We start from the raw sequence: 22,513 nt of genomic DNA on the forward strand, positions 1-22,513 counted from the left end.
AGCGTCGGCCGTGAACCCCTCCACGGCCGGAGCTGCGCCTCGCATCGATTCCCCACGACGCAGGACGCAGTGATCCCCGCCCCCGAGTCTAGCGACGCCGGACCGCAGAAGGGAAGCCGAGTTCCTCAGGAATACGCAAGCCGGGATCCCGCCGGCATGCGCGATCGCGTCAGAGCCGCTCGAGAAGGTGCTCGGCGATGGCGATCGACGACGTGGCCGCGGGCGACGGTGCGTTGCGCAGCACCGTCACCGAGTCCACCGTGTCGACCGCGAAGTCATCGAGCAGGGACCCGTCCCGGCCCCATGCCTGGGCCCTGACTCCGGCGGCCGTCTTGCGTGTGAGGTCCCGCAGCTCCAGCTCCGGCACGAAGCGTCGCGCGCGGCGGTAGTACGCCGACTTCGACAGCGATCCCCACGTCTCGGAGACGCCCATGCGCCAGTGCTTCCGCGCGAGCGGCCACGCGCCCGGCCACGTGAGCGAGCCCCAGGTGTCGCGGACCGACACGTCGCGCCATCGGTAGCCCTCACGCGCGAGGGCGGGGACGGCATTGGGCCCCACGTGTACGTGATCGTCGAAGCCTCGCGTGAAGTGCACGCCCAGAAACGGGAACCGCGGGTCGGGAACGGGATAGATCATGCCCCTCACGAGGTCCGCGCGAGCAGGGTCGAGCTCCCAGTACTCCCCACGGAACGGCAGAATCCGCGGGGATGCGTCGGCTCCGATCATCGCCGCGACGACGTCGGACTGCAGGCCGGCGCAGACGACGAGCCGATCCACCCTCCGCTCCCCCGCGGCGGTCTCGACGATCACGCCGCCCGGCTCGCGACGGATGCCTGTCACCTCGGCGTTCAGCAGCACGTCGCCCCCGGCATCCCGTATGTCGTCGGCCATCGCCTCCGCGATCGCGATGTAGTCCACGACCGCGGTATGCGGCGAGTGGAGAGCGCCGACACCGGTCGCGGCCGGCTCGATCTCGCGGATGCGGCCGGCGTCGATCCGCGTGAGCCCGGGAACGCCGTTCGCGGTGGCGCGTTCCTCGAGGGCTGCGAGCGCCGGCCGTTCGGACTCCTCGACCGCGACGACGAGCTTTCCGAGCTCGCGATACGGCAGACCGTGCTCGAGGCAGAATTCGCGGATGGCGATGCGACCGCGCGCGCACAGCCGCGCCTTGAGAGAGCCTGGCGCGTAGTAGATCCCGGCGTGGACGACACCCGAGTTGTGCCCGGTCTGGTGGGCCGCGACACGGTCCTCCTTGTCGAACACGACCACGCCGTCGCCGCGCTGCGCGAGAGCCCGCGCGACGGCGAGTCCCACGATGCCGGCCCCCACAACGCCATACTGAGTCACGTCCCGCGACCTCCCGCAGTCATCATAGAGACACGACCCCGCGGCGCCGCTCGCCCGTTCTTCGAAACCTCGAGGAGGCCACCCATGTCCGACGCCCCCGCCGTCCAGCCCAGCGCAGACGTCGCCGAGTCCGCTGAGCTCGGAGCCCGCACGCGTGTGTGGCACCTCGCGCAAGTGCGCGAGGGAGCGCGGCTCGGCGCAGACTGCAATATCGGCCGCGGCGCTTACATCGGTCCCGATGTCGTGCTCGGCGATGCGTGCAAGGTCCAGAACTACGCGCTGGTGTACGAGCCCGCCAGGCTCGGCGACGGCGTCTTCATCGGACCGGCCGCCGTGCTCACGAACGACGAGTTCCCGCGCGCGGCCAATCCTGATGGCACGCCGAAGGGCGCCGACGACTGGCACGCCGTCGGGGTCACCGTCGGACGTGGCGCATCGATCGGCGCGCGGGCGGTCTGCGTCGCGCCTGTCACGATCGGCGAATGGGCGCTCGTCGCCGCCGGCGCCGTTGTGACCAAGGATGTCCCGCCGTATGCGCTCGTCGTGGGCGTTCCCGCCCGTCGGGTCGGCTGGGTGGGACGGGTCGGCAGACCGCTCACCCACGAGGGCGACGGTGTCTGGGTGTGCCCCGAGTCCGGCGAGCGCTACGTCGAGACCGACGGCGCCCTGCTCCTCGAGACGGCTTGACGCGCGGGCCACGCCCCCGGCACCAGTACGATGAGCGCGGACTCGATGAGTCTGCGCCGGCCTCGGGGAGCCGGCACGAGCAAGGGGGAGCAAGCATGCGGGTCTCTGTGATCGGCTGCGGTTATCTGGGGGCCGTGCACGCAGCGGCGATGGCCGAACTGGGCCACGACGTCATCGGCATCGATGTCGACGCGGACAAGATCGCGGCGCTGACGCGCGGTGAGGCGCCGTTCTTCGAGCCGGGGCTGCCGGAGCTGCTTGAGAGACACGTCGCCTCAGGTCGACTGCGCTTCTCGACCGACATGACGGATGCCGCGGGCAGCAGCGTGCATTTCCTTGCGGTCGGCACGCCACAGGTCCACGGCGGCACCGCCGCGGACCTGAGGTTCGTCGATGCAGCGATCGCCGCCGTGCTGCCCCACACGAGACCCGCCGACGTGATCGTGGGCAAATCGACGGTGCCCGTCGGCACCGCCGCGCGCTTGGCACGCACGATCGCGGCGGCCGGCACCGGCGCGATCCTCGCGTGGAACCCTGAGTTCCTGCGTGAGGGGTGGGCTGTGAAGGACTCGTTGACTCCCGATCGCCTCGTGTTCGGTCTGCCGCCGGAACCCGACGACGCCGCGGTCGCCGAGTCGGCGCTGCACACCGCCTACGCCTCGGTGATCGCGATGGACACGCCGGTGATCACCACGGATTTCGCCACTGCTGAGCTCGTGAAGGTGGCCGCGAACGCCTTCCTCGCCACGAAGATCTCGTTCATCAACGCGATGGCCGAGATCGCCGAGGTCACCGGTGCCGATGTCGTGCAGCTCGCCGACGCGATCGGCCACGACGACCGCATCGGCAGGCGGTTCCTGGGCGCCGGAGTCGGCTTCGGAGGCGGCTGTCTGCCCAAAGACATCCGCGCCTTCACCGCGCGCGCCGAGGAACTGGGCCGCGCCGATTCGGTCGCCTTCCTCAAGGAGGTCGACGCGATCAATCTGCGGCGCCGGCAGAAGGTCGTCGATCACGTGGTCGACGCACTCGGCGGTCATCCCGTGGGAAGAGTCGTCGCCGTGCTGGGCCTGGCCTTCAAGCCGCACTCCGATGACGTCCGCGACTCACCGGCCCTCGACGTCGCCGTACGCCTGAAAGGTCTTGGCGCCGACGTGCGCGTCACCGACCCCGCCGCCATCGAGAACGCGCGGGCGAGGCATCCGCAACTCGATTACCGGGAGTCCCTCGAGGACACCGTGGCCGGTGCGGAGGTCATCGTGCTCGTGACGGAGTGGGACGAGTACCGCTACCTCGATCCCACGGCCGTCCTGCCGCTCGTGGCCTCCCCGAACGTGGTCGATGCGCGCAACTGCTACGACCCGGCGCGGTGGCGCGCGGCCGGCTGGACCTATCGCGGACTGGGCCGGCGCTGACGGGCCCATCGGCCACGCGCGCCCTCAGGAACAGGAGATCGGCGCTTCGGCGATCTCGGGCGCGTTGAGCATCGGGGTGTGGAGGATGACGGGGGCCACGGCGCCCGGAGCCGCGGAGACGAAGCGGAACTCCACAGTGGCGGACGCGCCGGGGGCGATGTCGACGCGTGTCGAGGCCACCGGGAAGCCCGCGTCCGACGCTTCTGCCGCGGCGATCGGCGAGCCCCCCATGGTGACTCCGCCGAAGAACGAGCCCGCCGGCGCCGACACCGAGACGTTCGTCGCGATATCGCCGGCGCGGGCGCCGTACCACCCGCCGCCCGTTATGGTGGCGGGCAGGTCGGCGGCGGTCTCCGGCGACACCATGCTCGTCAGCGTGACCGACACGATGACGTCGCGATGGCCATCCGCGCGGCACTCGGCAACGCCCCATCCGATCCCGACATCGAGGAAGTTGTCCATCTTTCCGGCGGTCGCGTCGTTCAAGTAGACCGCGAACGCGTCGTCTCCCGCGTGAGCCTGGCGCGCCGCCGGGCCGGCGAGCAAGGTGCGCGCGATCACCTCCTGCTCATCCTCGTGGGCGCTCCACATCGATACCCGCCCCTGCTCTACCGGCTCGACGAGCGCGGCCGCCAAGGCCATGAGCTCGACGTCGGTGGACATGACCCGCGCGAAGACCGCCGCGGCAGTGTCTCGGAACAGCGCTGTCTGGTCCTCGGAGTCGAGAGCCAGATAGGGGTCTATCAGAAGACGGGGAACGAGGTCGTCCGCCGTGAGCTCCTGCCCGGCCGCCTGGATCGGCCCCGTGACCCGGAGCACCGCCTGCAGCACGACGGGGTCGACGGCGACCACGACATCGGGAGAACGGCCTGTCAGCGACCGCCACCATTCCGACACCAGATCGGCGGTCAGTCCGAAATCTGCCGTCATCGACGCGTTCTGGACGAACCTGCCGACGCGATCGCCGTAGAGCGCGGCCGTCGCTTCGGGAACGGGCAGGATGCCGGTCTCCCTGGCCGCGAAATGCGATGAGTCGGCCTGCGCGCGGATCGCGACACGACCGCCTTCTGCACTCAGTTCCACGAACGACCCGGTGATCCCGCCCCCGGTGCGCAGTTCCGCATTGTTCTGCAGCGCGACGAGGATCGTGCGCGGGCCGTCGGCGCCGAGCAGGGGCGGCAGCAGCGAGGCGACATCGTCGAGAGCGGCGACCGCAGGCCGCACCTGAGCGAGCACGTCGGAGAACTGGTCCACCCCCTCGCGGACGGGTTCGACCATCGCGCTGTGGTCGATATCCTCGAGGCGCTCAGCGCTGTCGTCCAAGACGGCTGCCGCCTGCGAGATCGACCCCTGCAAACGGCTCAAGGCGTCGACATCGATTGCTCCGTCTGGCGTTCGCCCGCCCGTCGAGACGATGCGCGCCGCCGACATCAGTGGTTCCAGCGCCTCCGTGACGATCTGGTCCATTCCTGTCGAGACCACGCGCACAGCCGCGAGGTTCGCGCCGGCGTACGGGATCGCCTCGGCTGCGCGCCAGATCGGGTCGGTCGTCAGCTCGGCTGCCCGCCGTGCGTGCTGGGCGAGCTCCGCGATCTGCTCTTGGTCGGCGAAGTCGAGCTCGACCGCGGACTGCTGGAGAGAGGCCGCGAGATCCTGTGCAGATTCGAGCTCGTCCTTCGCCATGAGTCCCCGGACACCGACCCATGCCGCAGCCGCCAGCAGCGCAACGAGGACCGCTGCGGCGACGAGGATCGCCGTACGACGCCAGGGAAGAGGTCGACGCGCGACCGTCATCGCACCGTGCGACGCCGGCGGAGAACGATCGCCACGCCACCGACGGCCAGGAGGGCCGCACCCACACCCGCGATGGCCACCGGCACGGTGCTGCCGGTAGCCGGAAGCGTCGCCGCTCCCACGCCTGCGGCCTCGACCGGGTCGGCGCACGCCGCCGTCGCCGGCGGGTACGCGAGCGGCACCGAGAGATCCGGGTTGACTCGGATGACCGCCGAGATCGACCCGCGCGTCCACGCGTAGTTCCCGCTGGTCTCGACCCACTGGCCGTTCTCGAACGCCCAGCCGGGCCATCCTGTCGCGTTGCCGTCGCCGTCCACGGACGCACCCGGCCAGAGGACACGGCCGGACAGTTCACCGTCGACGAGCGTACCCAGCGCGATCTCGGTGGACTCGCCTCCGCCGGAGAGCACGAGCGTTGCCTCGTGCGAGGTCACCTGCCCGTCCGGGTCGTTCAGGACGATGTGGAACCGGACCCACGGCACGTCCTGTTCGCAGTCGGCCACGACCGATGAGCCCGCAAGCGTCGCGGTGCTCGGCGGCGGCGGCGGGTAGTCGTCGACCGCGTACGCCGCGGTGGACGCTCCGAGAGCCAGCATCGCGGCAAGACCGATGCCAGACAGAGTACGGTACAACATTTCGAGCCTCCCCAGTGGCGGCGCACGACCAACGTCCGAAGACGAACGATCGATAATCCCCAGTGTGATGTCCGCTCCACAGCGGACAGACTGCATCCCACATGCAGTTCCTCCACAGAGTAGCGCAGGCGGCGGTGATGTTCTAGCGCGACAGCCGAGCCGTCGCAACGCCCTCGAAACGAAACGGCCCGGGCTTCCACCCCGGGCCGTCGCAGCGCTGTGGCGTGCCTATTCGTTGCCGATGCTCTTGTCGATGTTCTCGCGCACGCCGTCGACGTGCTGGTCGATGCTGTCGGGGGCGACCTTCTTCACGAAGTCCGCAGCGGCGTCCAGCACCTTGTCGCTGACATCCTCCGCCTGGTCGGACTTGATCACGTCGTCGATCTTGTCCTTGTTCTGGTCCAGGAACTCCTTGCCCTGGTTGACGAGGTCGTCGATTCCCATGTCTGCTCCTTCTCGGTCCCCCCGCTGGGGCGCACGGGGACATTCTGTCGTGACGGATGCCGCGGGCAACAGTCCCGGCGGGAACAGGAGGCGGGAACGCCCGACGTGTCGGAGACGGGGCCGGCGGTTCAGCGAGTTTCCGTCAGTGCGCGGTCTCGCCCGGGGCGAGGACGGCCCGGACGGTGCGGAAGAGGATCTGGATGTCCTGCGTGAACGACCAGTTCTCGACGTAGTAGAGGTCGAGGCGGATCGCGTCCTCCCACGACAGCTTGGACCGCCCGCTCACCTGCCACAGGCCGCTCATCCCGGGCTTGACCAGAAGGCGCCGGTGAGCGTCGTCGTCGTACAGGGCGACCTCCGCGGCGCGCTGCGGTCGGGGCCCGACGAGGCTCATCTCGCCGAGGAACACATTGAACAGCTGGGGAAGCTCGTCGATGGAGTACTTGCGGATGACGCGCCCGACCTTGGTGATCCGCGGATCATCGGTGACCTTGAACAGCGGCTTGTCGGTGGTCCCCTGCACGTCCAGGAGGCTCGCGAGCTGATCGTCGGCGTTCGCGACCATGGACCGGAACTTGAGCATTCCGAACTCGCGCCCCCCGCGACCGATCCGTGTCTGCTGGTAAAGGATCGGGCCGGGCCCATCCGCGCGGATAGCGATCGCGGTGGCGACCATCACGGGCGAGAGCAGCAGGATGATGAGCGACGACCCGATGATGTCGAACGTCCGCTTCGCCACGCGCGCGTACCCGTCGAGTGTCGGGAAGTCGACGTGCACGAGCGGGAGCCCCGCGACGGGGCGCGCGTGAATACGCGGCCCCGCGACGTCGGTGAGCGCGGGCGCGACCACCCAGTTCACGTCACGATCCGCCATCTCCCACCCGAGCCGGCGCATGGCGACCGGATCGAGGTGATCCGACCCGGCGACGATCACGGTGTCTGCGCCCATCTGGTCGACGACCTCACCTGCGTCGCTGAAATCGCCCAGCACGGGCACCCCGGCTATGGGGTGCCGATCCCCTGGCGCGAGGGCCGCGACGATGACGAACCCCGAGCCGATGGCTCCGTGGATCTGATCGGTGATGTGGGCGATCTTCGAGCGCTCGCCCACCACGATGGCGCGGTACACGTACTTCTCATCACGCTGGCGCGCGCGCAGCCATTGCCGCCACAGCCACCGCGAGAAGAGCAGGCCCACCAGGCCGACCGGGAGAGCGATGACGAACAACGATCGCGCGATATCGATGCGCAGGAAGAACGCGACGGCGATGAGCATCGCGAACACCATCAGGGTGGCGTTGACGATGCGGCGATACTCGGTGATGCCGTGGCCGACGATGTGCCGGTCCCGCGTGTCGATCGCATCGAGTCCGAGCAGCCAGACGATGCCCAGTGCCAACAGGAACGCCCAATACGGGATCGCCGGCCCGGACGGCCACGACAAGGGCTCTGTGAGAAGGTCGAGTGCCAGCAGGCCATAGAGCGTCAACGTGAAGGCGACGACCGCCGCATCCGAGAAGAACAGTCGACTCGCGTACCGGCGTGGCCAATCCACGTCGCGGGTGTGCCTGGTGGTTTCGGTCATGCTGGGGGGATGTGAGCCGGTCTGTGCGGACGCGTACGGGGCGGGGAGATCGAAGTCGACTCCCCTTCTATGGTCCATCAAAGCAACCGGACACACAGATCCGCATCATTCAGTCGGTGTGAAATGCCGCGCGACGCTCATTCCGCGGCGGGGAAGAGGGCGCCGCACGACGCGTCGATGGTGACCGGAGTCGTCGTCACCGTCGGCGAATGCCGCACCTCGAGGGGTCCGAGGGGCCCTTCGGGCATGGCCGCCGTGAACGAGACGGTCTTGGTCTCGCCCATCGCCAGCAGCATCGTGCGGCTGGCGAGCGGATGCCCCTTCTCGACGCCGTCGCGGTTCCACCGCGCGATGTCGCCATCAGCGGGATCGATCGCCGTGATCGTCGACCCAGGCGGGGCGACCGAGAGCACATCGAGGATCATCGTCGTGCGGGGCAGGTCCATGGACGGGTTCCGCCACGCGAGCGTGTAGCCGCTGAGATCGTTGCCGGGAACCGTGGAGTTCATCGTCAGCGATGTCGTCACCGTGCGTGCAGCCGCGTCGCACGTGAGGTTCATCGAGGTCGAGAGGTAGTACTCGAGCTTGCTGTACGACGCGTTGTTCAGATAGATCCCGATCTGAGTCCGCTCGACGTTGTCGGCCGGAAGCGCCCCGTCGACGTTGAACTGCGCGGCGATCGCATTCTCGTCCTCGCGCGGGAACCAGGCGTAGATGCGCTGCTCCTCGACGGATCGCAGGATCTGATCGATCATCGCCTTGGGATCCCACGAACCGCTCGCGATCTTGTCGAACACGCGTTCCGAGACATCTCCGAAGTAGGCGTCGGCGGCGAGGCCATTGGTTCCGAAGCGCTCGTAGGCGTCGCTCAACAGCAGCTTGACCGCGTTGTCGGCGTTGATCTCGGTGCCGTCTTCGAGTGCCACCGGGCCGGTGGCTGCGAGCATGTACGACAGCGCGACCGGGTCGATCGAGATCACACCGTCCAGTTGCGAATCGTTCGTCTGCGTCCACAGCTCGGACAACATCCACGCCGTGGTCGGGAAGTCCGGTGTGCGCGTGAAGTTCTGAGCGTTCCTCGTGAAGTCGTTCTCGTAGAGGGCAGCCACGTCCTTGGGCATGTCGATGTCGAGCCAGCCGTTGACCCCTGCGATGTGGAAGTCCTCGACGTCGTCGCCCCCGAGCTTCTCGATCTTGCCCTGGTCCGCGTGGATGATGGTGGAGGTCGCGGCATTCCCGCCGGTCGCCCGGATCTCGGCGTTGTTCTGGAAGACGACGAGGTAGTTCCGCGGCCCTTCCGAACCCGCCATACGGAGAGCGACCGGCAACAGCTGCTCCGCGGTGTCCAGGAGCGGCCCCGCCTGATCGACGACGTCGATGAGCTGCCCCACTGCCTCGTCGACCACCGGAAGCAGCGCCGCCCGATCGATCTCGGCGATCTTGGTCTCGGCCTGGGCGAGAACGCCCTTGATCTGCGGAAGCGCCTGCTGAGCCTGCTGGAACGGGGCGAGGTTGATGCCGCCGCCTTCGACCTTCAGCTTGTCGGGCGACATGATTCCCAGTAGCTCGATGCCCTGAGGGAGGGCGTCCCGGACGATGATGTGGGTCGCCTCCGTGGCGCTCTTCACTGCTGCGACGTTGGCGCCGACGACGGGAAGCGCGGATGCCGCGTCCCAGAGAGGCCCCTGCACCGTCGCGTCCGCGCGCGTCGTCAGCGCGAGCACTTCCGTGCCGACTTGCTGAAGCTGAGCGGTGTCCCCGGCCTTGTAGGCCTCGGTCAGTGAGCCGAGCCGGGACTTCGCGGCCATCAGGTCGTCGCGCACCTCGAGCGCCTGGAGCCCGAAGACACCGCCGACAGCGGCAACCCCGCCCAACAGGACGAAGACGCCGAGCACAACCCACGGCCAGCGGCGCCGACGCCGCGGCGCGGGGGCGTGATTGCCGGCGCGACCATGGCGGAAGCGGCCGGCGGAGGACTTCGAGGGCACCACAGGATGGTACCCGGACCGCCCTGGGATCGAGCCGAGAGACGCGCTCGGGAGAGGCAAGTCCACGTGAACCTTAGTCGCGGCCGTAGATGTCGCGGGTGTAGACCTTGTGGACGACGTCGGCAAGCACATCGGTTGCGCGGTTGGTGACGATGACGTCGGCGCGGGCCTTGAAGTCGTCGAGATCGCGGACCACTTCGGAGTGGAAGAAGTCGCTCTCCTCGAGCTCCGGCTCGTAGACGATGACGTTCACCCCCTTGGCCTTGACGCGCTTCATGATCCCTTGGATCGACGAGGACCGGAAGTTGTCGGACCCCGACTTCATGGCGAGGCGGTAGACGCCGACCGTCTCGGGATTGCGGGCGAGGATGTCGGCAGCGACGAAATCCTTGCGCGTCCGATTGGCGTCGACGATCGCCGCGATGAGATTCTGCGGCACTTCGGAGTAGTTCGCGAGCAGCTGCTTCGTGTCCTTCGGGAGGCAGTAGCCCCCGTAGCCGAAGGACGGGTTGTTGTAGTGCATGCCGATACGGGGATCGAGTCCCACGCCCTCGATGATGTGCCGCGTGTCGAGCCCATGCACGGCGGCGTAGCTGTCCAGTTCGTTGAAGTAGGCGACCCGCAAGGCGAGGTAGGTGTTGGCGAAGAGCTTGATGGCCTCGGCCTCCGTGGGGTCGGTCAGGAGCACCGGCACGTCCTCGTCGAGCGCTCCCTCACGCAGGAGCTGGGAGAACCGCCGCCCCGCCGGGCCGCGGCCCCCCACGACGATGCGTGACGGGTGCAGGTTGTCGTACAGCGCCCGGCCTTCGCGCAGGAACTCCGGCGAGAACACGATGGTCGCGCCCGGGTGTTCGGCCATCATGCGGGCCGTGAATCCCACCGGGACCGTGGACTTGATCACGATCGCGGCGTCCGGGTTGACGCTCAGTACGGCGTCGATCACGGACTCGACGGACGATGTGTCGAAGAAGTTGGTCGCATCGTCGTAGTTGGTCGGTGTCGCGACGACGACGAACTCCGCGTCGCGATACGCCGACGCGGCGTCGAGAGTAGCGGTGAGATCGAGCTCTCGCGTGGCGAGGTACTCCTCCAGCTCAGCATCAACGATGGGCGAGAGACGCCGGTTCAGCAGTTCGACCTTGCGCGCATCGATGTCGACGGCGACGACCTGGTGATTCTGGGCGAGGAGCACGGCGTTCGAAAGGCCGACGTAGCCCGTGCCGACGATGGCGATCTTCATGCCGAGAAGCGTATCCCGGCTCTGCAGCGCCCACGCGGCGTCATCGCGCTCCGCCGACGAGGGCCGCGATGAGGTCGGCCTGCATGACCGACCGCGCCTTGACATCCGGAAGATGCGCGTCGAGCTTGGCTTTGACCTCCGCTCGTGCGGCATCCAGCGCGGCGAATCGCTCACTCAGGTTCTCCCGAGTCAGCTGGTCATGCCCGAATGCCCATTGCTCCAGCTCGAACATCTCGAGCACCTCCCGGTACTTGTGGCTCCAGCCGATGACGAGCGTCGGCACGGCCATCGCAAGAGACGACACCATCGCGTGGAACCGGCTCGCCACGAACAACGAGCAGCGGCCGATGACGTACCGGAGCTGCTGAGACGACAGTTCTTGATCGATGAAGAGCAGGTCATCGCCAGGTCGCAGGCGGGAATGGATCTCGCGGCACAGCGGGAGGTCGTTGTTGTGCGTCTTGTCGGTCCCGGTGCGCACGCTGTGCGGTACCAGCAGGACACGCTTACCCTGCGCGCGGAGCGATTCGATGAAGAAGACGAGCTGCCCGATGTAGTCGCCGCTGCGCGCGTCCACCTTCTTCTGCAGTACGACGCTGGGGCACACTCCCACAACATCGCCGTCGAAGAAGGACATGTCGAACTGCTCTCGGACCGCGTCGTGCTCGGTGCCGTCGAGCTCCAGCGAGAAGGCGTAGTCGGCACCGGCCACGATGTTCGTCAACCCGAGTCCCTCTGCGAACTCGTGGGTGATCCGTCCCCGCGTCACGATCGTGCGCACTCTCGGCAGGAAGGTCTTGGACGCCCATCTGTTGACCGGGTTCTTGAAGGGGCCGACGGCCTGCGCGCACTTGAACACCGGCGTGCGGGTGTTCAGCGCGGGAAGGATCGACGCCACGTTGTAGAGCAGGAACTTCTCACGTCCGTCGGTGAACGTGATGCCCCCCTGATCGAGCAGCACGTCGGACTCCACAAGCGCCCGGATGGCGCGCGACCGCGTGCGGAGTACGCGCCGGAGGAACGGCAGGAGTCGATAGGCGAGGGCGAGCGTGTTGATCGTCACGCCGAGCTGGCGCGGCGCGGCTGGGACGATCTCCAGGTTCGGGTACACGTTCTGCGCGGCATCTTCCGCCGGGTACATGCTCAGCAGCACGAACCGCGGGTCGTCCAGTCGCTCACCGAGGGTCTGCATGGCGGCCTCGAGCATCGCCGATGCCCCCTTGTTACCCGACAGGGCGGAACCGACGATCGTGATGCGGGGACCTGTCATGGACGGTACTCCTTGGGGATGGTGCGGCGCAGGCCGACATAGAGGATGGCGACCAGGCCGTCGCCGAGCGTGCTGAGCAGTCGTGCCAGCAGGCTGATGACGATCGCCTCCGGAACGGGGATGTACTGACTCAGGATGAGTACGATGATCGCCTCGCGGACACCCAGACCGCTCGGCACGAAGAAGGCGAGGATGCCGACAGCACCTGCCAGGACGTACGCCGCCGCGAACGGCAGCCAGTGCTCGGGTCCGATGTCGGCCACGGTTGCGGCGAGGATGACGAAGCCGATGCCGTTCAGAATGCGCGGGCCGAGGAACTCGAACGAGAAGCGCACCGCCTGCCACGAGGTGAGGAAATAGTCCGGCGGCACCTCGCTCTTGAGCACCCGCCGCGCGGGGACGTTCACGAGGGCGTGGAAGAACGGCTTGTATCCCACGGCCACCATCGGCACGAGCACGAGCAGGGGAAGGACGAGGAGGGTGGCGTTGTCGCCGAAGATCTGTGGCCCGAGGCTCGCAAGGAGGATCACCACGCTCGGGACGATGGACGCGATCTGCAGGAACACGTTCTCGTAGACGAAGGTGATGGCCACGAGCGAACGGCTCACGCCCTTCTTGCCCGCCCAGACGACCTTGTTGACGACGGAGCCGACTTGGCCCGGGATGTACTTCAGGAGCCAAGAGGCGCACTGCACCACGATCGCCTCGACGCGGGTGACGCGGCCCTCGGCGACCCGATCCAGCAGCCGGACCATCCGTCCCCACAGCAGACCCGTGACGGGGACGGCGATCGCGAACATGATCGTCGCGACAATCCACAGCGGGTCGAACGCAAGGTGCTCGGCGGCGATGCGATCCCAGTTCGCCCACAGCGCGACCGCGAAGAAGTACGCGACCACGCCGAGGATCAGGACGGTGACCGCCCAGCGAATGGCGCGCTTGGCCCAGCGCGGCGACGGTGCTGCCTCGGTCATCTCGGATCGATCAGTTGTAACGCCGGAAGGTGTCGAGTTCCTTCTTCTGGGAGTACGGCACCATACCCTCGGGGTGCGCGTAGCCGATCGCGATGAGCATCACGACGCGGTCGGTGAGCGCCAGCCCCAGCGTCTTCTGCATCTTGCGCTCGAGAGGCTCGAAGTCCGGCCAGTTGATGACGGACGAGCTGAGACCCAGCGTCTCCAGGCCGAGCATGAACTGCATGGCCGCGAGGGAGCTGTCGACGTAGATAGCGTGGCGGTCGCGAGGGCTGAAGTACGACTCCAGCTTCCCGACGACAACGGCGATTGCGGGGATGTTGTGCCCGTAGCCGGCGGTCCCGAACGGAATCGACGAGACGCTTCTGACCTGCTCGGGATCGTCGAAGATGCGAAACTCGTACGGGAGCCGGTTGCAGGCGGTCGGCGCCTGTCGTGCCAGGAGCAGGGCCTTGTCAACGAGGTCGCGCGGGACCTCGCGTTCCTCGAACCATCGCACGCTGCGACGCTGCATCACGAGCGACTCCAGCGACTCGTAGTCGACCTCGGACAGCGGCCGCTTCACATACGGGATCTTGCCGGTGAACTGGCCGGGATATTCAGCCGACTCGAATCGCTCGCGGGCCGCCTGGACGGTGGCATCGGCTCCCACCGCCACGCGGAAGTACTCGGTGAGCACGTCGTGTGCCCAGTCCATCTCGCTCTGCTCCATAGTCCCCGGAGACACCCGGCACTGCGTGACGGCCTCCTCGTAGAACTCGATGGTCTCGGTGATGTAATCGCGCGCGAACACGTCGCGACGGGGACGCATGATGAGTCCCTTCTCGAGCCGGTGAACGTTGCGGCGCAGTTCGACGTGCGTCACACGGTCGCGATGCTTGTTGCGGTAGTAGTCGCGCCTACCGCGCAGGACGGCGGACTGCTCGCGGTTGAACGTGACGAAGCTCACGAGGTACCAGAAGTACGTCAAGAACCGGCTGGAGCCGAAGGTCTCGAGGACGACGCGGTTCACGACTTCGTAGACACGCCGGATCCAGGTGATCGCGAGCAGATTCTTGGCGATGCGCTTGAGCGTGTTCAGCACGCGGGATCTCCCGTGGGTTCGGACAGACGGACGGATGGGCCGGGTCAGCGCGATGCGGATTCGGGGGCGCTGAGACGCGCGTCGTCAGTGCGATCCGCCTCGTACTCGCGTGCGACGACGACGTCGGCCGGATCCTCGACCGGCTCGCGCAGGTCGTTCCGCGTCAAGAGCGCTTCGACCGCATCGGCGCTCACCGGCAGCGAGGGGTGGTGGGAGGCATCCGCCGAGGTCACCGTCGTCGGGTCGACGATGCGATCAGGCGCGTACTGCAGGAGCTTGATGCGCTCGAGTGCGTCTTCGACCAGCGTCCGATTCGTCCGCAGCATGTCGGAGATGACCAGCAGTGCGACGCTGAGCAGCGCGCCCACGAGCATCCCAGAGCCGAAGATGAGCGATTGAATGTGGTCACCGGCGATCCCGAGCCACGAGAGCGCCAGGAACCTTCCGAAGGGGATGACGGCCCCTAGGAAGAAGAGCGCTGCCATCGTGAGGAACACCGCATGCGGCTTGAACATGATGTAGCTGCGCATGATCGCCTGACCGGAACGACCCATGTGCTGGAAGATGTTCTTGAACAGCCTCGACTCGCGCGTCTTGGGGTTGGTCTTGACGGCGACGCTCGCGATACGGAGGCGCTTGTTGCCGGCCTGGATGATCGTCTCCATGCAGTAGCTGAACTGCGTCACGACGTTGAGCCGGATGAGTGACTCGCGGGAGTACGCACGGAACCCGCTCGCGGCGTCGGGGAGGTCGGTCTCTGCGGCGAAATTGACGATCGTGCTGCCGACGTTCTGCATGAGCTTCTTGAACGGCGAGAAGTGTTCGATCGTCTTGGTCTGGCGGTCGCCGACGACGATATCGGCTTCGCCGTTCAGGATGGGTCGTACGAGGTCCGCGATCCGCTCCTGCGGATACTGGTTGTCGCCGTCGGTGTTGACGACGATGTCGGCGCCATGCTGGAGCGCATAGTCCACTCCATCGCGGAATGATCGCGCCAACCCCATGTTGCGCGTGTGGAAGACGAAGTGCTCGACGCCCAGCTCGCGAGCGACCTCCACCGTCCGGTCCGTCGAGCCGTCGTCGACGACGAGGACGTGAACCTCATCGACGCCGACGATCTGCTTCGGGATGCTCTTCAGCACGAGGGGCAGCGTCGCCTCCTCGTTGAGGCACGGCACCTGGACGAAGACTCGCATGTATCACTCTCTTATCCTTGGGGCGGCCCGCCACGCCGACGCCCAAGTCTACCCGCCGTTCGTCGCCGCCCCGACGCCTGGGCGCCGTCGCATCAGGGAGCGGTGAGAATGATGCTGTGCAGCCCGATGCCGAGCTTGCGACCGTCGGTCGAGACTCCGGCCTCCGCCGGCGAGATCGCGTCGGGCAGTTCGAAAGTGAGAGCGACGGCGTCATCGACGACGGCCGATCCGGGCACGGTGACCTGGATCGTCATCTGGTCGCCGACGATCCATTCTCCGAGGGGCGCGTCGCCCGCGCGTATCCGAACCCGCTGTGGATCGTGGCCAGGCGGCACATACGCCTGCACGCTGAGACTCAGATGCACGTCGCCTTGAATATGGTCAGGAAGCCGAAGCGATGCTTCAGCTCGCTCCTGGTCGGTCCACGTGCCCCATTCCTCGGGTTCTGACCACCCTTCGCGGAGCATGGCGGCCGAGAACCGCCCGACTCCGAAGGCGGCTGCTTGACCTGGAACGAGCGCGGTCGCTCCCGCCATGGCGTCGATGTCGTCGAGCGCATAGATGCGAACGGGGTATCGGCCGTCCGCCGCCGGCGCGAGCAGGTTGAGGAGGTGGATCGTGTCGTCGGCGCCGTCCATGTAGTCCATGCGCTGCAGTTGAGCGGAAGTAGCGAAGAGTGGTGTGGCACCCGCGATCTCGTCCTGCGTGATCAGCACGGCGGGGCCGGACTTCTCGAAGTCTCCTGCCGCGAGGACGGACTCGAACGTCGACTGGCGGAAGACGGGGTTCTGTTGCGTGCCCTGAAGGGTGAGACAGAGCGTCTGACACAGTCTGCCGTCCTGCACGACGACCACCGCGTCGTCCGGCAGCCGGTCGACCTCGGCGCGCACCTCCCCGAGAGCCTGGAAGTCCATGTTGATCATGTCGGCGCCACGCACCAGCGCGGGGACGAACGGCACCATTGCCGCAACCGTCAGAACGGCCACGACGGACTGCCACCGCACGCGAAGACGGTTGAGGCAGATCGCCGCGGCGAGCAGCACCACGGGGACGAACGGTGCGAGGTATCTCGCGAAGTAGTAGTAGTACCGGAGCGAAGGCCGCAGGAAGGCTGCGTAGAGCATCACGCAGTAGACGAACGCGATCGCGATCACCCAATAGCGCTGTCGCCGCGCGTCATCGCGGAGCAGCTTCCGGTGCCAGACGGTGAGTCCGACGATCGCAACACCGAGGAGGACGAATCCGACTGAGAAGGCGAAGGCGAACAGCGAGAGCTGGGGTGCAGCCTCAAGCAGACCTCGACCCTTGAACCACGCGTCGCGATCGCCGTCGTCGGGAGCGACGGCAGCGAACCGCCACCATCGGTACGCGATCACGGCGAGGCAGCCGATGATCGCCGTCGGCACGAGCCACGAGGCCCAGCGACGCTGGGTCGCAGTCGCCTCGGCCAATCTTTCGCCAAAGCGACTGCGCACCAGCATCCAGACGAAGACGATGCCCAGGAGAGTCGCGACGACGACGACTGCGATGATGGGGTAGAGCCCCGCAGCGGACGTTTCCCGCCCGAAGATGCCGGTCACGTGGCGATAGTTGTCGAATGAGTACTGGGGCGAGGTACGCGTCATCGCGAGCGCACCGGCGCCGAACGCGAGTACTGCCAGGAGGGCGGAGACCAGCGTGCCGACAGTGCGCGTGGTCACCATCACGTAGATCGCGATGACGACGAAGACCGGCATCAGCGTATAGATGCTGACGTGGAAGAAGGAGAACGCCGCCACGGGCACCCACGTGAGCGCCTTGATCGTCGCGCTCTCGCTCGTCGCGAGATAGAGGAACACCGTCATGATGAGGGCGAGGAAGATCTCGGTGAGCGAGGTCTTCGACACCCACAGCACAAGTGGCGAGAGCGCGAACGCGCCGCATGCGATTCCTGTCGTCAGCTTCGACAGCCGCAGGTTGCGGTCGAGCGTCAGGTAGAGCAGCACGATGGTGAGGATGTACGCCACCGTGAGGATGGCCATCATGCCGGCGGCGCCGAAGATCATCCCTGACAGTGAGAGCAACGCGGGGAAGTTCGGGATCCCGTGGTAGATCCCGCACATCTCGTCGGGGTCGACGCCCGACCATGTGCCGAACCGCAGCTGATTCCAGCCTGAGTAGAATCCGCCGCCGAGCCGCTGATCGGCCAGATCGGCGCGCACGAGATCGTCGGCCAGATCTCCCACCGCAGCGAACTCTTCCGACCAGCACACGAGTGCGTCGTCCACCCCGTTCATGAGCAGCAGTGCGTGCGTCTGGTAGACGCCCTCGTCCTGTCCCATTCCGAAGAAGCCGAACTTGATCGCCGTCAGCCCGAGTGCCACCACGACGATGCCGAGGAGCATCCACGATCCGTGGCGAGAGCGCGCCCGCCACGACCACGCCGAGAAATCCGGCCCACGGCGAATCATGAGGAGCGCGGCCGCGGCCGCGGCTATGAGCGCCACCAGAAGCAGAGTGAGCCCTAGCGAGTAGTCGTTGATCGCAAACAGCGACTCGGCGACCACCATGAATGCGAACAGGAAGAACGAGATCCCCAAGGCTGCGTCGCGTACGAGCATCCAATGGCCGTGAAGGAGCGCGCTGACCCACGCGTAGCCCGCACAGATGGCCACGCATGCCAGCAGCAGGATCAGTCCGAGCATCACGTCGAAGACTCCGGCAGGCCGGCGCGAAGCGGCACCACGAGCTCGTTCCAGAGATCCGTCGCGTAGTCGTCCCAGGTGCGCGGCGGGCGGGCGGCGGCCTCAGCGCGCAGGCGCTGGAGCAGCGCGTCATCCGTCAGCAGCAGGCGCATCTTCTCGCGTATGTCGTCGTCGGAGTAGGCGTCGACCAGGAGGGCGCCGCCGCCCTCGGCGATCTCCTTCATACTGCCGAATCCCGACGTGATGCACGCGGTGCCCGACGCGAGGGACTCCGCCACCGGAAGGCCGAACCCCTCGTAGAAGGAGGGGAACATCGTGAACCGCGCAAGCCGGTAGGCCGCCCAGATGAGCTCGTCCGATGCGCCGGAGACGATCTGCAGCGCCCGTCCCGCGGCGACGAGCTCCTCGGCACGACCCGCGAACTCCGCACCGCCCCATGATCGCCCGCCGATGAAGACGAGCGAGAAGCGCATGCCCTCCCGCCACAGCCGCTCCGCAGCCTCCAGCAGGGGAAGGTGGTTCTTGCGCGGCTCGTGCGATCCGACCACGAGCACCATCGGCAACGATGCGATCGTGAGCGACTGCCGAGCCTCGGCGAGGTCGGCGTCGCTCACCGCACCGGCCACGGCGGGCAAGGGCACCCCGACGATGTCGGGCCCAACGATGCCGACGGCGCGCAACCCCGACTTCCAGCCCTCGTACTCGCCTGCCACCGAGTGAGAGATGGTGGCGATGCGGCGGTTGTAGCGCAACGCCGTGAGGTGGCGGGCGAACACATCCGCCATTCCCGTGGCAGTCGTCTCGGCCGCGACGATGGGCACGAGATCGTAGGCGATCGAGCCCGACGGATTCCCGCTGAAGCGGCTCAGCGCACGCATGCGCGTGCTGCGCTGCGGCTCGGCGGCGAGCTCGGCCGTCGTCATCGTCGCTCGCCATGGCACCACGAGGTCGGCGTCTTCCGCATCGATGGGCAGCGAGGGGTCATCGATCCCGAAAGCGGCTGCTTCGCTCCGGGTGAGCGTGCGCATCGCCTCGAAGTCCGCGGTCCACGCGACGGGCACGATGTCGTCGTGCGCAACCAGCCACCGGCTCACGGTCTCCCGAACGACCCGCTGGATGCCGGTGGTGAAGGTCGCAGCGGCCGTGTTGCCGACATCGACGACGACACCCGACACGACCCGGACGGTGCGCACGGCGTTGCCTGCAGGCAGCTGCGCCACGATCGCCTTCGCAAGTCCCAGCGGCTCGAACTCGGCCTCGCGGGCGAGCCGCGTGACCACCGCCTCGTCGGGAAGGCGGCCCGACAGCACTGCCAGGGCGAGCCACACCTGCGACCAGTCCGCAGGATCGACGAGGGCCGCCACCGCCTCGTCGACGCTGCCCGTCGGCAGTGGCTTTCCGAGTGCGTCGGCGAGCGCCGAAAGCCGAACGGCAGGCAGCTTGACGCCGAGCAGTTCGGTCAGGGACGCTGCAGATCCTGCTCGGCCGCCTGTGGACGGCCGGCGCGCACGACGGATCACCGGGTGCTCACCCCGCTGCCGAAGAAGAACCGCCACAGCTCGCCGGCGTAGTCGTCCCAGTTGCGCTGCGGCCTCGCGGGGATCTCGGCGCGCAGCCGTGCACGCAGCTCCGGCTCGCTCACGAGCCGCCGCAGCCCCTCGGTCATCGACTCATCGTCGCGAGGATCGACCGTCAAGCAGCCGCCGCCGCGGGCGATCTCGCCCTGGCTTCCATAGGACGTCGTCATCACGGGAGTGCCGACCGACAGGGCCTCGACCACGGGGAGCCCGAAGCCTTCCTGCAACGAGGCGAACACCACGGCATCGGCGCGCGCGAGCTCGTCCCAGAGGACACCGTCACTCACCGGCCCCAGCTCGACGATGCGCCGGCCGCGCGTGATGAGGTGGTTCTGCACGCCCAGGAACGACGAGTGGTCGCGCCCCATGCGGCCCATGAAGCGCAACTCGAATTCGAGCCCGTCGCGCCACAGACGCTCCGCCGCCCACAGGATGGCCTCGTGGTTCTTGTGCTTCTCGCGAGTGCCGGGGCACGCGATGACCACATGTCCACCCGTGCCACGCTCAGGGACGCCGACGCGCGTACCGCGTGGCACAGTCACCTCGGGGAGTGGTACGGCGCGAACCTGAGGCCCGTTGAGGCCCTGGGCGGGGAGCGCCTGGACGTACCCGGCGAACTCGGCTGCCGTCGCCTCCGAGATGCATGCCACCGAGTGCGAGTGCTTGATCACCGAGATCAAGGCGGTGGAATCGACCGACTCTCCGTGCTCGCGCAGGTCGGCGCTCGTGAGAGGAATGAGGTCGTAGCCGACGTGGTGCACCCGGTTGCCCGAGAACCGCGCCATCGCTGCCCATCCGTCGGCTTTGCCACCGCGTGGCGCATCGACGAAGACCACGTCGGTGCGATAGGGCACGATCAGCTCAGGTTCTGCGGATGCGGCGTCGGAGCGATCCATCCCGACGGCGCGCGCCGACTCCTGCGCGGTGAGCGACTGGAGCGCGAAGTGCTCGTCGTTCCAACGGGCGAGGACGATCGGGGCTTGGGACGCCCACCGGGGCACCGTCTCGCGCACGACCCGCTGTATACCGCTCACGTAATCGGACGTCGCCGCGGTGTAGACCTCTACGACAGGCTCGTCGGTGACCACGCGCATACCCGCCGCGACGTACGGGCCGGGGGTGCGCAGGCAGCTGAGCAGCAGCGCTTCGATGGAGTCCTCGCGACTCTGGGACTGGAGCGCGCGGGAGAATCTCAGGAACTCGGCCGTGCCTGGATAGCGCGTGTGCACCGCCGTGAACAGCAGCCAGCGTTCGGGCGCCGCGGCCGACGGGACCGCGGCATCGACGAGCGCCGGGAGCAGTGCCGCTGCGGCTCGTGCGGGGTCGGGGTCGTGTGCCGCAGCCGGCAACGCCGACAGCGAATGACGGCCCGCCTCGCGCAGGCGCTCGGCGAGCGCAAGCAGCAGTCTGGCTGCCGGCTCGACTTTCGTGGAAGTCGCGTCTGGTGCGGGCGTCATCGACTCCGCCGTCCGGTGATCGCGAACTGCGCGTTGCGCACGGCGCGCAGGGGCGCCGTGACGCGCCACGAGACCGTTCCCTCCATGACGTGGATATGAGTGAGCAGCCGGTGGATCTCGTCACGGGCCGCAGCGAGTTCGGCGGAGGGCGCGGCCGACGGAGACGCCTCGGCGACCATCGCCTCGGCCCACGAGGTGAGTGCGCGGGCACGCCAGAAGAGAACCTGGTCGGTCAAGTGCGCCAGTTCGGCGTCGAACGCGGCGTCTCGGGCCTCGAGCTCTGCGGTGAAGTGGCTCGTCACCCTCGCCAACTCGTCGGCCAGCCCGTCGGACAGCGCCTTCTCGCGGTAGGCGCGGAAGTCGTCGAGCGCGCACGCGGGATAGGACAGCGCCGGCTTGAGGTCGAGGTGCTCCTTCGCCACATAGAACCGCGAGACCCCGTCGAACAGGCAGAACTCGTAGCCCGCGGCGAGCACGCGAGGCTCCCACTCCTCGGCGGAGGACTCGGTGCTGTTCGGCAGTGTCGCCTCGATCACGAGCACCCACGGCCGCCAGACCGTGAAATCGATCGTCGACAGCACGCGCGCCTCGGCTCCTTCGACGTCCACGACGAGGAACTGGATGTCGCTGCCGCCCCATCCCGTCTGCTGCAGGAGCGTGTCGAGTCGCGCCGTCCGCACGGTGAGCTCATCTGGAGTCCTGCCGTCGTCGACATGGCGCGACTCGATGTCGTCGACGAGCGTCGACAGGCCGGTCCCCGGGAACACGTGCAACGTGACCTCGTCGCCTTCCGCGTCCGTCACCGCGGCCTCGATCTGCCGGTCGCGAGGGCGCTCCTCGCGGTGCAGTGACGCGAACGCGGGAACCGGCTCGATCGTCAGTCCGCTCCAGCCGCGATCGTAGAAGGCACGCGTGATCGAATCGAGCGTCGGGTGGTTCGCTCCTACCTCCACGTAGCGCCCTGCGACAACGTCGCCCACCGCACGCCACAACACGACATCCTCGTGATTCTGGCCGTACGAGATGAAGGAGTCGTCGGTCACCGACGAATCCTATCAAGGGGCAAACCTGGTGAACGCCGGGTGAACGGCCCGCTCAAGCCCGCGGATCGGCCGCCTAGACTTGTGGCGGCGCGCCG

General features: G+C 67.6%; 17 protein-coding genes. 2 read left to right on the top strand and 15 right to left on the bottom strand.

From position 1 onward, the window contains the following. Positions 1 to 169: 169 nt before the first annotated feature. Complete coding sequence (gene lhgO, locus AC3ANN_RS13755; RefSeq protein WP_488337945.1) at positions 170 to 1,330, bottom strand: L-2-hydroxyglutarate oxidase; 1,161 nt, start codon at positions 1,328 to 1,330, stop codon at positions 170 to 172. A gap of 102 nt (positions 1,331 to 1,432) precedes the next feature. Between lhgO and AC3ANN_RS13760 the strand changes: the two genes are divergently transcribed. Together AC3ANN_RS13760 and AC3ANN_RS13765 are read left to right on the top strand one after the other, a co-directional pair. Next, on the top strand, positions 1,433 to 2,035 hold the full coding sequence (locus tag AC3ANN_RS13760) for an acyltransferase (protein ID WP_488337946.1): 603 nt from the start codon (positions 1,433 to 1,435) through the stop codon (positions 2,033 to 2,035). A gap of 95 nt (positions 2,036 to 2,130) precedes the next feature. Further along, a complete protein-coding gene (locus tag AC3ANN_RS13765) occupies positions 2,131 to 3,447 on the top strand; it encodes a UDP-glucose dehydrogenase family protein (RefSeq protein WP_488337947.1) in 1,317 nt (438 codons plus the stop codon). 24 nt (positions 3,448 to 3,471) lie between these two features. On the opposite strand, the gene AC3ANN_RS13770 is transcribed toward AC3ANN_RS13765, so the two are convergent. The 14 genes from AC3ANN_RS13770 to AC3ANN_RS13835 all read right to left on the bottom strand — a co-directional run bounded on the left by AC3ANN_RS13770 (position 3,472) and on the right by AC3ANN_RS13835 (position 22,418). Beyond that, entirely contained in the window at positions 3,472 to 5,241 is a 1,770-nt protein-coding gene (locus tag AC3ANN_RS13770) for a DUF4012 domain-containing protein (protein WP_488337948.1), read from the bottom strand. Then, on the bottom strand, positions 5,238 to 5,876 hold the full coding sequence (locus AC3ANN_RS13775) for an LPXTG cell wall anchor domain-containing protein (protein ID WP_488337949.1): 639 nt from the start codon (positions 5,874 to 5,876) through the stop codon (positions 5,238 to 5,240). Before AC3ANN_RS13775 ends, AC3ANN_RS13770 begins: the two co-directional genes overlap by 4 nt. Before the next feature lie 228 nt (positions 5,877 to 6,104). Beyond that, positions 6,105 to 6,320 carry an Rv0909 family putative TA system antitoxin gene (locus AC3ANN_RS13780; RefSeq protein WP_488337950.1) on the bottom strand — a complete coding sequence of 72 codons (216 nt, stop codon included), beginning with the start codon at positions 6,318 to 6,320 and terminating at the stop codon, positions 6,105 to 6,107. A gap of 142 nt (positions 6,321 to 6,462) precedes the next feature. After that, positions 6,463 to 7,905, bottom strand: a complete 1,443-nt coding sequence (locus AC3ANN_RS13785) for a sugar transferase (RefSeq protein ID WP_488337951.1) — start codon at positions 7,903 to 7,905, stop codon at positions 6,463 to 6,465. Between the two features lie 137 nt (positions 7,906 to 8,042). Further along, complete coding sequence (locus AC3ANN_RS13790; RefSeq protein ID WP_488337952.1) at positions 8,043 to 9,893, bottom strand: DUF4012 domain-containing protein; 1,851 nt, start codon at positions 9,891 to 9,893, stop codon at positions 8,043 to 8,045. Positions 9,894 to 9,966: 73 nt separating this feature from the next. Then, positions 9,967 to 11,133 (bottom strand): nucleotide sugar dehydrogenase, encoded by a 1,167-nt coding sequence (locus AC3ANN_RS13795; RefSeq protein ID WP_488337953.1) that lies wholly within the window; start codon positions 11,131 to 11,133, stop codon positions 9,967 to 9,969. Between the two features lie 40 nt (positions 11,134 to 11,173). After that, on the bottom strand, positions 11,174 to 12,403 hold the full coding sequence (locus tag AC3ANN_RS13800) for a polysaccharide pyruvyl transferase family protein (RefSeq protein ID WP_488337954.1): 1,230 nt from the start codon (positions 12,401 to 12,403) through the stop codon (positions 11,174 to 11,176). After that, complete coding sequence (locus AC3ANN_RS13805; RefSeq protein ID WP_488337955.1) at positions 12,400 to 13,377, bottom strand: lysylphosphatidylglycerol synthase domain-containing protein; 978 nt, start codon at positions 13,375 to 13,377, stop codon at positions 12,400 to 12,402. The genes AC3ANN_RS13800 and AC3ANN_RS13805 overlap by 4 nt, the downstream gene beginning before the upstream one ends. Before the next feature lie 10 nt (positions 13,378 to 13,387). Next, the gene (locus AC3ANN_RS13810; RefSeq protein ID WP_488337956.1) at positions 13,388 to 14,461 is read right to left on the bottom strand and encodes a nitroreductase family protein; all 1,074 of its coding nucleotides are present in this window, start codon (positions 14,459 to 14,461) and stop codon (positions 13,388 to 13,390) included. Between the two features lie 44 nt (positions 14,462 to 14,505). Continuing rightward, on the bottom strand, positions 14,506 to 15,657 hold the full coding sequence (locus AC3ANN_RS13815; RefSeq protein ID WP_488337957.1) for a glycosyltransferase family 2 protein: 1,152 nt from the start codon (positions 15,655 to 15,657) through the stop codon (positions 14,506 to 14,508). A 92-nt stretch (positions 15,658 to 15,749) separates the two neighbouring features. Continuing rightward, positions 15,750 to 18,341, bottom strand: coding sequence for a DUF7024 domain-containing protein (locus AC3ANN_RS13820; protein ID WP_488337958.1), 2,592 nt, complete (start codon positions 18,339 to 18,341; stop codon positions 15,750 to 15,752). Continuing rightward, complete coding sequence (locus AC3ANN_RS13825; protein ID WP_488337959.1) at positions 18,341 to 19,861, bottom strand: glycosyltransferase family 4 protein; 1,521 nt, start codon at positions 19,859 to 19,861, stop codon at positions 18,341 to 18,343. Before AC3ANN_RS13825 ends, AC3ANN_RS13820 begins: the two co-directional genes overlap by 1 nt. Further along, positions 19,858 to 21,375: a glycosyltransferase gene (locus AC3ANN_RS13830; RefSeq protein WP_488337960.1), complete on the bottom strand. Its 1,518-nt coding sequence runs from the start codon at positions 21,373 to 21,375 to the stop codon at positions 19,858 to 19,860. The genes AC3ANN_RS13825 and AC3ANN_RS13830 overlap by 4 nt, the downstream gene beginning before the upstream one ends. After that, entirely contained in the window at positions 21,372 to 22,418 is a 1,047-nt protein-coding gene (locus AC3ANN_RS13835; protein ID WP_488337961.1) for an FkbM family methyltransferase, read from the bottom strand. The genes AC3ANN_RS13830 and AC3ANN_RS13835 overlap by 4 nt, the downstream gene beginning before the upstream one ends. Between the last annotated feature and the right edge of the window lie 95 nt (positions 22,419 to 22,513).

This window comes from Microbacterium sp. STRO-2N (assembly GCF_057747775.1).

What these genes read in the sequence shown, in the direction of transcription:
- AC3ANN_RS13760 (WP_488337946.1), top strand. Translation starts at nt 1,433, where the DNA reads ATGTCCGACGCCCCCGCCGTCCAGCCCAGCGCAGACGTCGCCGAGTCC.
- AC3ANN_RS13765 (WP_488337947.1), top strand. Translation starts at nt 2,131, where the DNA reads ATGCGGGTCTCTGTGATCGGCTGCGGTTATCTGGGGGCCGTGCACGCA.
- AC3ANN_RS13770 (WP_488337948.1), bottom strand. Translation starts at nt 5,241, where the DNA reads ATGACGGTCGCGCGTCGACCTCTTCCCTGGCGTCGTACGGCGATCCTC.
- AC3ANN_RS13775 (WP_488337949.1), bottom strand. Translation starts at nt 5,876, where the DNA reads ATGTTGTACCGTACTCTGTCTGGCATCGGTCTTGCCGCGATGCTGGCT.
- AC3ANN_RS13780 (WP_488337950.1), bottom strand. Translation starts at nt 6,320, where the DNA reads ATGGGAATCGACGACCTCGTCAACCAGGGCAAGGAGTTCCTGGACCAG.
- AC3ANN_RS13785 (WP_488337951.1), bottom strand. Translation starts at nt 7,905, where the DNA reads ATGACCGAAACCACCAGGCACACCCGCGACGTGGATTGGCCACGCCGG.
- AC3ANN_RS13795 (WP_488337953.1), bottom strand. Translation starts at nt 11,133, where the DNA reads ATGAAGATCGCCATCGTCGGCACGGGCTACGTCGGCCTTTCGAACGCC.
- AC3ANN_RS13800 (WP_488337954.1), bottom strand. Translation starts at nt 12,403, where the DNA reads ATGACAGGTCCCCGCATCACGATCGTCGGTTCCGCCCTGTCGGGTAAC.
- AC3ANN_RS13805 (WP_488337955.1), bottom strand. Translation starts at nt 13,377, where the DNA reads ATGACCGAGGCAGCACCGTCGCCGCGCTGGGCCAAGCGCGCCATTCGC.
- AC3ANN_RS13815 (WP_488337957.1), bottom strand. Translation starts at nt 15,657, where the DNA reads ATGCGAGTCTTCGTCCAGGTGCCGTGCCTCAACGAGGAGGCGACGCTG.
- AC3ANN_RS13820 (WP_488337958.1), bottom strand. Translation starts at nt 18,341, where the DNA reads ATGCTCGGACTGATCCTGCTGCTGGCATGCGTGGCCATCTGTGCGGGC.
- AC3ANN_RS13830 (WP_488337960.1), bottom strand. Translation starts at nt 21,375, where the DNA reads ATGACGCCCGCACCAGACGCGACTTCCACGAAAGTCGAGCCGGCAGCC.